This is a genomic window from Candidatus Thiodiazotropha endoloripes (assembly GCF_001708965.1).
Lineage (GTDB): Bacteria > Pseudomonadota > Gammaproteobacteria > Chromatiales > Chromatiaceae > Thiodiazotropha > Thiodiazotropha endoloripes.
In genome coordinates this window covers 321,496-333,679 of sequence record NZ_LVJW01000006.1, presented here as the reverse complement: position 1 = coordinate 333,679, position 12,184 = coordinate 321,496, and the positions used below count along the sequence as shown (strand labels likewise).

The following is a 12,184-nucleotide window of genomic DNA, read 5'->3' as shown; positions in this document are numbered from 1 at the left end:
GGCCTTTAGAGAGACCTGCAATGATGTGGTTAAATAAAACACTCTTAGATATCCAACAAATCCCCCATATCCGGCACCGAAGCCTTAAACCCCAACGCCGATTCAATGTGATCACGCAAATCACTCTTCGATTCAGGTTCACCATGCACCACATGCACATGAGGCGAGCTTTTTCGGTAGCTGCTCAGCCAACGGGTCAGGTCATCCACATCCCCATGGGCCGAGAGACCACCGACGGTATGCACCTTCGCCTTCACCCGGTACTCATCGCCATGGATGCGCACAGTGGGTTTACCCTCCACCAGGGCCCGACCCATGGTGCCATTGGCCTGGTAACCGACAATCATCACATGGGAACCGCTGCGGGAGATGTTGTGCTTCAGATGGTGGATGATCCGGCCGCCGGTCATCATGCCGCTGGCGGAGATGATGATGGCGCCGCTCTTGATCCGGTTGATCCCCATCGACTCCTGGGGCGATGCGGTCAGTTTGAGATTCTGCAGATGGGGCATCTCATGGATCTTCTTGCGCAGCTTGGTCGCCTCCTCGTCGTAGAGGTGAGGGTAGTCCCAATAGACCTTGCTGGCGCGGATCGCCATCGGGCTGTCGAGAAACACCTGCCAGCGGTTCAGTCCCCACTCATCGTAATACTTGCCCAGGTAGTAGAGGATCTCCTGACTACGACCAATGGAGAAGGCGGGAATCAACAGATTACCCTTTTGATGGGTCGCTTCGCTGATGATCTCGCCGATCTCCTCGATGGTTTTCTGCCGATCCCGGTGGCGGCGGTTGCCGTAGGTGCTTTCGATGATCACATGGTCAGCCTCTTCGATCGCGGCCGGATCGTTGATGATGGGCGTGTCGTACTGCCCAAGATCGCCGCTGAAGACAATCTTGCGCTGCTTGCCGTTCTCCGTCAGCCAGACCTCCACACTGGAGGAGCCCAGGATGTGTCCCGCATCCTGAAAGCGGATCGAGATCCCCGGCAGGATCTCCTTTTTCTCCCGGTACTTCAGGCCGACCATATTCTCCAGCGCCTCCTGGGCATCCGCCACTGTATAGAGCGGATCGATGAAGGGCTTGCCTTTGCGCTTACGCCATTTGTTCTCATACTGGGCATCCTTCTCCTGCAGAAAGGCGGAGTCCTGCAACATGATGTCGCACAACTCCATGGTGGCGTTCTGCGCATAGATTGGTCCCTGGTAGCCCTGTTTCACCAGCAGCGGGATCCGCCCGGAGTGGTCTATGTGACCGTGGCTCAGCACCACCGCACTGATCTCATCCGGGGAGAAGGGGAAAGGGCGTCGATTCTTCTCCATCTCCTCGCGACGCCCCTGGATCAGCCCGCAATCGAGCAGGATGGTCTCACCATTGGCGCGGAGAATATGGCAGGAACCGGTGATACCACTGGTTGCACCGTAGAATTCAATCTGCATAGTCACTGTCCTTTAGAGGATCTTTTTGGTTAGTCATCGAAGGCCTATCTGCAGCATAGCATGAAGCCGGGTAAAACAGCCGTCGCAAGCGGAGATGGCCACAAAAATAAACATTCACAGTCTCTTCAAAGAGATATAATCATTGAATGAGCCTGTCGGCAACGTCTTGGATCGAAAACGGAGTGGCCATCATGACAACAGAAATCGAACAACTCGAGGCACCGGAGAAGAAAAAAGGGCTTCGTGGTATCCATATCCTGTGGATCGTGTTGGCAACCATCCTGGTAACCGCCGCCGTCACCTACTGGGTGGTGCGCACCTACATCTACGCCAAGGATTTCACCCCGGTGCAACTCTCACAGACCGAGCAACAGGTGCTGAATGAAAAGCTGGAGAGCCTGGGATACCAACCCGCACCAGCCACCGCCCCGAATAGGCAGCCCGCTGAAAAGGAGACCGATGAGGCCTGGCTGAGAGCGGAGCGATACAGTGAGAAAAACGCGCGACGGGAAGTCTTCTTCACCGAGCGGGAGCTCAACGGCATGGTGGCCAACAATCCGGAGATGGCAAAGAAACTCGCCATCGATCTCAGCGACGACCTGGTCAGTGCCAGAATCCTGGTGCCGGTGGATCCGGATTTTCCGATCCTTGGTGGAAAGACTCTGCGGGTATCAACTGGAATGGAGCTGGCATTCCGGGATGCCAGACCGGTAGTGATCCTAAAGGGTGTCAGCATCATGGGCGTACCCATCCCCAACGCCTGGCTGGGTGGCCTGAAGAACATCGATCTGGTCAGTGAGTTCGGCGATGAGCAGGGCTTCTGGGCCGGTTTTGCAGAAGGTGTCGAGCATATTCGGGTGGTAGAGGGTGAACTGAAGATCAAGCTCAAGGAGTAGGGCGGCGATTCCAACCAGCTATGACGTCACGTCAGTCAGTTTAGATGAGCGTTAGGGAGGCTGGCCGACTGCAATAGAAAACTGCTACGAACATAGTAAGAGCCAGGTTGAAAACCACGCTTTCGGATTTAAGTGACTAGACAGGAATATTTAACAGGTTTAAGTTTAACCTCATTGATACTTAGGATTTAAACTTAAGTTACAGGGAGGTGCTTATCAGTAATGGAATCCCTCCTCAAACTTCAAGCAATGACCTGTAATGAGAAACGGCGCCCTGTATGTGGTGGATCGTTATTTCTATTTAAACGGATTTTATTTAGTGAGCATTGCAATTGACAACCATTCTGCATGCAAGATATCGCAATATCAGCGCGAGCAATATATTCCAATATCAGCGGCGGTAAGATAATCAGCTGTTAGCTAAAAAAAGAAACTGAATGGGAGTAATTCATAGCTATTGGATTGCACTAACAATAAGTGCTGTATTTTTCATGTTATACATGTTTGCTCCATGGGCGTACTGGATGCTAGAACCAGGAATGTAAAGTTTACCATCCTATGGTGGATACGGCGCGTTATTTGAATTACCAGAATGGATATTTTGGTTTCAAGTGGTGATTGCTTTCGTTGGCTATATCGGTATGGTGCTATTTAGAAAATCATTTAGACTGATCATTGTGTTATCTACAGTTTTTTCATTGCTACTATCACCTATTTATGGTGTATCTGTCATCACAGGCATCGAAGTGTTTATTATAGATATATCTACGCTTTTAGCTGGTTTTGCAATCGCGCTGTTATTCTATACGCGTTTAAATGAAAAATTTTACTAATCAGACAGCTAACAAGCAGAGTAAGTCGGGCCCCGGCGCTAACGTGCTTTCGCCGGTTCGCTGAACGTTATGTGTATCTCAAACTCTGACTAGTCCAAGATGCTCAACGAAAGGTTTAAAATCTTTATCTGAAAAAAGGAGAGGGAGTTTCTGGTCAATGCAAAATGTTGCGATGATGACATCGGCTGTCTTTCGAATCGTAAGCCCTTTTTTTCGAAGTGCTCTAAAATTCTCTGCGCTTCGAATCGCCATAGCTTGGCCAAGCATATCCAAAACCGTTACGTCCTCAAATAGCTTACGGGCTGCAGTATAGTCTTTATCATGCCTAAATCCCTGCAGTACCTCAGTCAATATCAAATCACCTATAGCAACCGGTTTAATGCCGAGGATTTCATCGAGCTTATCAGTTTGGGCATTTTCAATCCCAGAGAAATAGTCTATCCATACGCTGGAGTCCACTACGATCATGAGTTAGATCTCATGTCATCCAGGTCACCAACCCATTTCAACTTACCACGAAAATTTCGTATATTTTCTTGTTTTTTTAACCTAATCAGAGTCTTAAGACCAAGCTCTACGGCGTCCTTCTTGGTTCTTAGGCCAGTTGCCTTCAAGACGTCATCCATTAGCTTGTCGTCGATATCAATGTTGGTTCGCATGTTTTCCCTCACTATGTGCAGTTACCAAGTGTGTATAAATTATCTACTATATACACATAACAATCAACTTCACACGGAAAATTTGTTCCGCTACACACCGGGAAGTCCAGGTGAGTTGGGGTGTTAGTGACAGAATGACAAATATCTTACTTATATCTCTGGCTGCAACTGTGATTTTGGCGGCTATCTCTTCTTGGAGATACTCTTTTGTGGGTTATTTGGGAATAGTGGCTTCTACATTTGTATTTCTAGGTGCACTCTTATTTGAATCTATTTTAGAGGCATTACATGATTTAGATTTTGTTCAATTTTTCATGGAATTGGGACTGTTATATATAGCGTGTGGTTTTTTCTGGTTTTTCTTTACTATGAAATATATAACAGAGAGTTCCCTATTCGATCTTACATATCAAAGCATGCCTAAGTTCAAAGAATTTGTTGATAGGAAGGGGTATAGGACAGCCTTGGAGTCGTTTACCATCACTGCGGGGTATGTTTTGTTTTTATCAGCAATGTTGTTTTATGCATTTTATATATATAGGGCGCTAACCCGGCAATTATAGTCAACACAATCACTACCATACCTGTACCAATGAAGGCTACATCAGCTAAAAAAGGACTTACAGAATGAGAAACGTAATATTTATACTCTTCCTAACATGGTCAAGTCATGCATTCTGCTTGAATTTGGAACCAGCTAAATCCGTTCTGGGCGTGCCTTGGAATAGTTCCGAAGCGGAGGCGATGAAAATATTGGGATCGCCTAATGGGTACTTCCAGGCAACAAAGCACAAAAAGCTAGTCTTCTACGGTAAATCTGTTGTGCTACTCTTTAAGCGTGGCAAGTTAAAGGGTTTCAGGTATTACGAGGCTTGTTGCAGAGCACTGTATCAAATGTCTGTTTCAATCAATTCTAAATACTCTAAAGAACCAATATTGCTCGACGGTGTAAAGCTGTCAGGTAGCTCTTTCCAAAATTTAAATAGGTCTCTTTCATACGAACTTGGGTCCCCTGACTATCGTGCAGAAATAGCAACCGATGAAGTCACGATAGAACTCGGATTTACAGGCAGTGGCTACCCAGGCAAAGCTGAAGAATTCCACTTTAGCAGTATCGAGGTAGACTATGATTTATAAGCCTAGTGCGTATTGGATTCGCGTTAACAGGTCCTAGACATAAAGATGCTTTTGCAGCGGTTGCACTCATCATTATTTTACTCTTTAGCAGAATGTTAATTCATGAAGATCTTCAAATTCACTTGAGGTATAAGATTCTTGATTTATCCGCACGCCGACCTAACGCTCCACTCACTAAATTAGTCTTATCCCAATGTTGGTGTTTATCAAAAGCGCATGGTCCGGTAAGGAAAAACTCTCTCTGGTATTTTGGGGCTACTACATATCTGGACAGCTTGGTCTTGCACTATTGGTTGGTACTCTATTGATATTGATACCAAGTGAAACTGCGCAGATTATCGCAGCAGTTTTACTCCTTTTGCCCTATCTAATCTGGGCAAGCTGGTCAGTCTGGACGTGTGCCTACAATGTAGGGCAGAAATACTGGGGCCATGCCGCCAGGGCTGTTGTGGTGATTTCGGTGATGAGTGCGATTCGCAATTTGAACGTGATATTGGAATGATTTTAGGCACTTAACAGTCAGTAATGAGCCGTTTTCCGGGCAATGATTGTAATCACCATTCTATTGATTTTTCCTTGTAAGTGTTTGCTTTTTAGCCGATAAAAGGGTAATTTTGCAGTTCCGCATAGTCTTAATAATATCTCGAATCCTGCTTTTCGATGTTTCCTCAATCGTTACACCGAAATCTAATTTCAAAGAGTTCATCAAGATTTGTGGTGATTCTACCTCCTAAGAGGTAATCTTTTTTTTATTATTGAGGTATTCATACCATGTCAGAAAGACAAACAGGAACCGTTAAATGGTTCGACAGCGGCAAAGGTTACGGTTTTATTGAGCGCCCTAACGGTAAAGATCTCTTTGTCCATTTCCGGTCAATCGAAGGCGAAGGGCATCGTTCACTGGTCGACGGTCAAAAAGTTGAATTTACTGAAGTGGCTGGTCAGAAAGGCCCTCAGGCTGACAAAGTCGTCCCGCTCTAAGCAAGCCAGATTGTCATTTGGGCTCAGGGAATGAGCCCGATCCATCAAGCTGTTGCCTGTACAGGACAGCTGGGAAATACCATTTTCTTTTTCCTTTCCGCACTTCTGTAGATGCCGATCAATTAGTTTTATTTGGGACTGATTTAACGCGTTGTCACTATCCGCTTCACCACTAAAATCTTCCACTGATTCAACAGGGTTCAATACGTTAAGTTATCTCTGCATGGGAAAGACAAACTAAACAGCGCGATATTGATTTAAGACCCACCATTGCAGCTTCTTTACAGACTGATTAAGGCTCAACCAATACAGCGTCATTGCGTGGAAGAGTTCCTTGCAAACAGGACCTGGATGTCGATATTCTTTACAGATCTCAGGAGCATAAAAACTTGCTACCGATTAATTGTGTAAAAAACAATGAGATACAGTTATGGCATAATTATTGCCATAATTGAGCCGGATTTAGAATAACCAGGGATGCCATAATGAATAACAGTCACACAGGATTCAGAACGCTTAATAAATCTATCATCGCAGCTTTGGGAGTCGGTTTTTGTTCAAGTGCCTTTTCAGCCAGCTGGCTATGCACGAACACGGATGATTGGAACAACAGTGCCTGCTGGTCCACTCCCTCCATTCCCGGTGCTACGGAAACGGCACTGATCCAGGCAGCCCCCGCCACCGATATTGTCATCAACTACAATAATTCAACCACGCCGAACGAGATGCTGGATGAAATCGTACTTGATGCAGAAGCCACCGGCACAGCTACCCTGATTCGGAATGACAATTTCGATTTGAACAGTTTAAATGTCTTCATCGGTCAACGGGGTGCCGGGGTCTCGTCGGTTATACAGAATTCAGGGAGCAGTGATTTTGATATTGGCTCCCTTGGCGTCAGCGCCGGGTCAACCGGTTACTACGAACTCAATGGCACGGCCAGTCTGCAATGGCGGATCCTTCAGCTGGGTGGCTTCGGAAGCGGTGAGTTCGTACAGTCGGGTGGCAACCATGTGATCAACGGCGACTTCCAGATCGGTGGCGCCGGAATTCCAAGCCATTCCGCAACCAGTTCAGGTCGCTATACCCTTAATGGAGGCACCCTGACCGCCAACGGGGTCGAGGATGTGGGCCGCTGGGGAAGTGGCGTATTCACTCAGAATGGGGGCACCCACAACGTCAGGCTGCTGCATATCTCTCGCAAAGCGGGCGATGGTCTGTATGAGATGAATGATGGGGTTCTCTCGGTTACCGAGCGGCTTGAGGTTGGCACCATCCCGGCAAGCAATGGCGTGTTTGTACAAAATGGCGGTAGTGTCACGGTTGGTGGGTCGACGATCATCTCCGCCAACGGCCATGCGGCTGGCAGTTATCAGCTGAATGGAGGAACGCTTCAGACCACCGACGTTCGCAACAAACGCACTTTCATACATACCGGCGGTCAACTGATTGGCGATCTGGATAACTATGATCAGGTGGTGTTTTCCGGTGCTGGTACCAGGCTCATTCAGGGTAGTGTGACAAATCAAGGTGAATCCCATTTTGACCAACCCCCATTTGGCATTCGTACCGCCAACAGCTCGATCACCTTGTCGGAAGGCACAACCCTTCAGATCACCGATAATCTGACCCTAAACGATCTCGGCAGTTTCACCCTGGAGCTGGGTGGCGACTCTTTCGGTCTGGATAATTTTGTTCAGGTGGGTGGTCTGGCCAGCTTGGGCGGCACGCTGGAGTTGGATATCTTCAGTGACTTCCTGGCAGAGGATGGTGACAGCTGGACTCTGTTCTCAGCCAGCAACATTTCCGGTTTCTTCAGTGAAGCTCTGTTGAACGAGAACTTCGTTGATCTGCAGTTCTCACTGAGCTACAGCGCGACCAGTGTCGACCTGATCGCGAGTTCCGTTGCCCCGGTCCCTGTGCCCGCCGCGGTATGGCTATTCGGTACCGGCCTGGCCGGCATCGTGACCGTATCCCGACGTGGTAGAAAAGCAGCTTCAAAGGCTTGATTGGTTGAGTCTTTGCAGTTTCTTGGGGATCCACTGATATAATCCGTTTCCGTCAACCCGGCATGCGCCGGGTTGATCCCTGGATGCATTGAAAAGCGGCTGGGTTTAGGCCGCTTTTTTTTATGCCGGTTGTCTGCTCTGAACAGAGTGGCATGATTGGACGTAGTGGGGGAGTTACTTAACCCGCATTCCGGGCTCAGCCCCATCATCCGGATTGAGGATGAACAGATCCTTACCCCCAGGCCCGGCGGCCAGCACCATACCCTCGGATAGCCCGAAACGCATCTTACGTGGCGCCAGATTGGCGACCATCACCGTAAGCTTGCCTTGCAGATCCTCCGGTGCATAGGCGGATTTGATACCGGCGAAGACGTTGCGGGTCTCGCCACCCAGATCGAGGGTGAGCTGAAGCAGCTTGTCGGCGCCGTCCACATGCTCCGCCTTGGCGATTCTGGCAATACGCAGATCGAGTTTGGCGAAATCGTCGAACTGGATGGTGTCGGCGATCGGATCCTTTGTCAGGGGTGAGTCGGCCGCCGGCTTTGTCGGTGCAGTCTGCTGCTGTGCGGCCAGATCCTCTTTGGAGTGTTCCAGCATGGCTTCGATATGTTTCGGATCGACCCGGGTCATCAGCGGCTTGAACTTGCTGATGGTGTGGCCGCACAGCGGAGTGGCCAGCTGCTCCCAGGTGAGGCGGTCGATCTGCAGGAAGGATTCGGCCATCTCGGCGGTACCGGGTAGTATTGGGCGCAGGTAGCCGATCAACAGGCGGAACAGGTTGAGGCCGTCGCTGCAGATCGCCTGCAACTCCGCTTGCTTGCCCTCCTCCTTGGCAACCACCCAGGGCTTCTGTTCATCGATGTACTGATTGGCCCGGTCGGCCAGGGCCATGATCTCACGCACGGTGCGGCTGAACTCCCGCTTCTCGTAGTGTTGGGCGATGGCATCGCCGGCGCTGACGAACTCATCGAACAGGGCCTGTTCGCTCACTTGATCGGCCAGTTTGCCTTCAAAGCGTTTGCTGATGAATCCGGCGCAGCGGCTGGCGATGTTGACCACCTTGCCGACCAGGTCGCTGTTGACCCGCTGGGCGAAGTCTTCCAGGTTGAGGTCGATGTCGTCGACCCCGGAGCCCAGTTTGGCAGCGAAGTAGTAGCGCAGGTATTCCGGATTGAGATGGTCCAGGTAGGTGCGCGCCTTGATGAAGGTGCCGCGGGATTTGGACATCTTCGCGCCGTCCACGGTAAGAAAGCCGTGGGCATAGACCGCATTGGGTGTACGGAAGCCCGCACCGTGGAGCATCGCCGGCCAGAACAGGGTATGGAAGTAGATGATGTCCTTGCCGATAAAGTGGTAGAGCTCGGTGTCGCTGCCTTCCGCCCAGTAGCTGTCGAAGTCGAGGCCTTCGGTCTTGTCGCAGAGGTTGCGGAAGCTGGCCATGTAGCCGATCGGCGCGTCGAGCCAGACATAGAAATATTTACCCGGGTGGTCGGGGATCTCGAAGCCGAAGTAGGGGGCGTCTCTGGAGATGTCCCACTCCTGCAGACCCGCCTCGAACCACTCATCCAGTTTGTTGGAGACTTCACTCTGTACATGGCCGCCGCCGGTCCACTCTTTCAGCATGGTCTCGAAATCCGCCAGCTTGAAGAAGTAGTGGTCCGACTCCCGCTGCTCCGGGATAGCACCGGAAACGGCAGAGACCGGGTTCTTCAGTTCCGCCGGGGAGTAGCTGGCGCCGCAGACTTCGCAGTTGTCCCCATACTGATCCTCTGAACCGCATTTGGGGCAGGTGCCCTTGATGAAGCGGTCGGGCAGGAACATCTTCTCCACCGGGTCGTAGGCCTGGGTGATGGTGCGTTTGGCGATGTGGCCCCCATCCCGATTGCGCTCGTAGATGGTGTTGGCGCAGGCCTGATTCTCCGGCGAGTGGGTGGAGTGGTAGTTGTCAAAGTCGATGCGGAACTCGGCGAAATCCGCAGTATGCTCTTCGGCCACCCGGTTGATCAGGGTTTCGGGTTCGATCCCCTCCTGGCGGGCCCTGAGCATGATCGGGGTGCCATGGGCATCATCGGCACAGACGTAGTAGCACTCGTGGCCCCGCATCTTCTGAAAACGCACCCAGATGTCGGTCTGTATGTATTCCACCAGATGTCCGATATGGATCGGCCCGTTGGCATAGGGCAGGGCGCTGGTGACGAGTATCTTTCGCGGTGTGTTGTTCATGTCGTATCTGTTTTCAGGTTGCAGCAGGGCGTTTGCCAGGAAAAACCGGGATTATCACATATCGGTCCGGAAATGGGTAAACCACCGCTTGGTTTCAACGCAAAGCCGGTTTCACAGGATGGTCATCTTGACGCAATCTAATCCTAATCCTGGTGAAAACCACCTGTCATGCTGCTCATCTAAGCTCTGCCTGTTTTATTTGCAGGAGCCCGCATGTGCTGAATGTTGAACAGGTCTTGACCAATCGTTTTCCGGGATTTTTCGAAAAGCAGCCCTCGCTGCTGACCAAACCCATGTTGAAAGCCTTGCGGATGCTGTTTCGTGAGCGGGAGATCAACCGGTTTCTGGAAGAGCATCATGCGTTGCGTGGCCTCGAGTTGATCGAGAAGGTCCTCGAGTATTTCGATATGGACTATCTGGTGTCGAACAAGGATCTGGAAAACATTCCCTCCAGCGGTCGGGTCATCGTGGTGGCCAACCACCCCCTGGGGGCGCTGGACGCCCTCAGCCTGATCCTGATGATCAGCCGGGTGCGCCGGGATATCCGGGTGGTGGCCAACGATCTGCTCGCCTCCATCGAACCGCTGAAGGAGCTGCTGTTGCCGGTGGACAACATGGGTGGTGGCTCGAGTCGCCGGGGTGTCAAACAGATCCATGCCGCTCTGCAACGGGAAGAGCTGGTGATTATCTTCCCGGCCGGTGAGGTCTCCAGATTACGCCCCAACGGGGTTCGGGATGTGCGCTGGAAAAGCGGCTTCATGCAGTTTGCCCGGCGCACCGGGTCGCCGCTGCTGCCGATCTATATCGATGCCCGCAATTCGCCCCTGTTCTATGGCGTCTCCATGCTCTACAAACCGATCGCCGCGCTGCTGCTGGTACAGGAGATGTTCATGCAGCGCTCCAACACCATCGCCTTCCGGGTGGGTGAACTGATCCCTTTTACCCATCTGAATGTGGAAGGGATCAGACTCAAGGCCCGTGTGAAGATGGTACGCAAGCACCTCTATCGGATCTCTCAGCGCAAACCGGGTGTGTTCACCACCGAGAAGAGTATTGCCCATCCGGAATCCCGTCAGGCGCTGAAAAAGGAGCTGAGCAAAGGGGAGATTCTCGGTCAGACCCGGGACGGCAAACAGATCCTGCTGATGGACTGGGAGCCGGGCAGCGTGCTGATGCGGGAGATCGGTCGGCTGCGGGAATTGAGCTTTCGCAAGGTTGGAGAGGGCACCGGCAAGCGACGGGATACGGATAACTACGACCTGCACTACCGTCATCTGGTGTTGTGGGATGAGGCTGAGCTGGAGGTGGTCGGCTCCTACCGTATCGGTGAGGTGGGCTCGATCCTGGTCAACCAGGGCAGTGAAGGTCTCTACACCAACTCATTGTTCAAGTTCGATGAGCATTTTGATCGCTATGCCCGTCAGTCGATCGAACTGGGGCGCAGCTTCGTACAGCCCCGCTACTGGGGCAGCCGGGCCCTGGATTACCTGTGGCAGGGCGTTGGGGCCTATCTGAAGCACCACCCCGAGATCAAATATATGTATGGCCCTGTGAGCATCAGTGCCCACTACCCGAAATCGGCCAGGGACCTGATGGTGGATTTCTATCAGCGCTATTACGCCAGCAAATCGTATCTGGGGCAGGCCCGGGTGCCTTATCAGATCAGCCAGTCCACCTGGGATGAGTTTGGCCAGGTGTTCCATGGTGATGACTATGAGGCCGATCTGCAGGAGCTGAAGAACCAGCTCGCGCTGTTTGACCTCTCCATTCCCACTCTGTTCAAACAGTACACCGACCTGTGTGAGCCCGGTGGGGTGCAGTTTCTCGATTTCGGTGTCGATCCGGAGTTTGCCGGCTGCACCGATGGCATGATCCTGGTTGAAATCGCCAAGGTGAAAGCCACCAAACGTAAGCGTTACATGGGAAGTTAGAAAGCCGCCGAGAAGAAAGCGTCAGGCGGAGGTTGATCGTCTATGGTGAGTGGACAGGGGGGTGGCTCTCCATAGCCCG

11 protein-coding genes are annotated in these 12,184 nt (G+C 51.3%); 7 read left to right on the top strand and 4 right to left on the bottom strand.

Features of this window, described 5'->3' with window-relative positions; all coding sequences use genetic code 11:
- Positions 1 to 44 precede the first annotated feature (44 nt).
- On the bottom strand, positions 45 to 1,436 hold the full coding sequence (locus A3193_RS12045; RefSeq protein ID WP_069014971.1) for an MBL fold metallo-hydrolase RNA specificity domain-containing protein: 1,392 nt from the start codon (positions 1,434 to 1,436) through the stop codon (positions 45 to 47).
- Positions 1,437 to 1,627: 191 nt separating this feature from the next.
- On the opposite strand from A3193_RS12045, the gene A3193_RS12040 reads away from it, so the two are divergent.
- Positions 1,628 to 2,332, top strand: a complete 705-nt coding sequence (locus tag A3193_RS12040) for an arginine N-succinyltransferase (protein WP_069004167.1) — start codon at positions 1,628 to 1,630, stop codon at positions 2,330 to 2,332.
- A 911-nt stretch (positions 2,333 to 3,243) separates the two neighbouring features.
- On the opposite strand, the gene vapC is transcribed toward A3193_RS12040, so the two are convergent.
- Positions 3,244 to 3,633, bottom strand: a complete 390-nt coding sequence (gene vapC, locus A3193_RS12035) for a type II toxin-antitoxin system VapC family toxin (protein ID WP_069003991.1) — start codon at positions 3,631 to 3,633, stop codon at positions 3,244 to 3,246.
- Positions 3,630 to 3,824 (bottom strand): type II toxin-antitoxin system VapB family antitoxin, encoded by a 195-nt coding sequence (locus A3193_RS12030; RefSeq protein WP_069003992.1) that lies wholly within the window; start codon positions 3,822 to 3,824, stop codon positions 3,630 to 3,632. Before A3193_RS12030 ends, vapC begins: the two co-directional genes overlap by 4 nt.
- Before the next feature lie 134 nt (positions 3,825 to 3,958).
- On the opposite strand from A3193_RS12030, the gene A3193_RS12025 reads away from it, so the two are divergent.
- The 5 genes from A3193_RS12025 (at position 3,959) to A3193_RS12005 (ending at position 7,951) form a co-directional block, all read left to right on the top strand.
- On the top strand, positions 3,959 to 4,387 hold the full coding sequence (locus A3193_RS12025) for a hypothetical protein (RefSeq protein WP_069014970.1): 429 nt from the start codon (positions 3,959 to 3,961) through the stop codon (positions 4,385 to 4,387).
- 64 nt (positions 4,388 to 4,451) lie between these two features.
- The gene (locus A3193_RS12020; protein ID WP_069003995.1) at positions 4,452 to 4,961 is read left to right on the top strand and encodes a hypothetical protein; all 510 of its coding nucleotides are present in this window, start codon (positions 4,452 to 4,454) and stop codon (positions 4,959 to 4,961) included.
- A 193-nt stretch (positions 4,962 to 5,154) separates the two neighbouring features.
- Positions 5,155 to 5,463 (top strand): hypothetical protein, encoded by a 309-nt coding sequence (locus A3193_RS12015; RefSeq protein ID WP_069014969.1) that lies wholly within the window; start codon positions 5,155 to 5,157, stop codon positions 5,461 to 5,463.
- Between the two features lie 269 nt (positions 5,464 to 5,732).
- Positions 5,733 to 5,942 carry a cold-shock protein gene (locus A3193_RS12010; protein ID WP_068990634.1) on the top strand — a complete coding sequence of 70 codons (210 nt, stop codon included), beginning with the start codon at positions 5,733 to 5,735 and terminating at the stop codon, positions 5,940 to 5,942.
- 485 nt (positions 5,943 to 6,427) lie between these two features.
- Positions 6,428 to 7,951 carry a hypothetical protein gene (locus A3193_RS12005; protein ID WP_069014968.1) on the top strand — a complete coding sequence of 508 codons (1,524 nt, stop codon included), beginning with the start codon at positions 6,428 to 6,430 and terminating at the stop codon, positions 7,949 to 7,951.
- A 174-nt stretch (positions 7,952 to 8,125) separates the two neighbouring features.
- Here the strand turns inward: A3193_RS12005 and metG are convergent, their stop codons facing one another.
- Positions 8,126 to 10,174: a methionine--tRNA ligase gene (gene metG, locus A3193_RS12000; RefSeq protein ID WP_069014967.1), complete on the bottom strand. Its 2,049-nt coding sequence runs from the start codon at positions 10,172 to 10,174 to the stop codon at positions 8,126 to 8,128.
- A gap of 215 nt (positions 10,175 to 10,389) precedes the next feature.
- On the opposite strand from metG, the gene olsF reads away from it, so the two are divergent.
- On the top strand, positions 10,390 to 12,105 hold the full coding sequence (gene olsF / locus A3193_RS11995) for a bifunctional ornithine lipid synthase OlsF (RefSeq protein WP_069004002.1): 1,716 nt from the start codon (positions 10,390 to 10,392) through the stop codon (positions 12,103 to 12,105).
- The last annotated feature ends 79 nt before the right edge of the window (positions 12,106 to 12,184 follow it).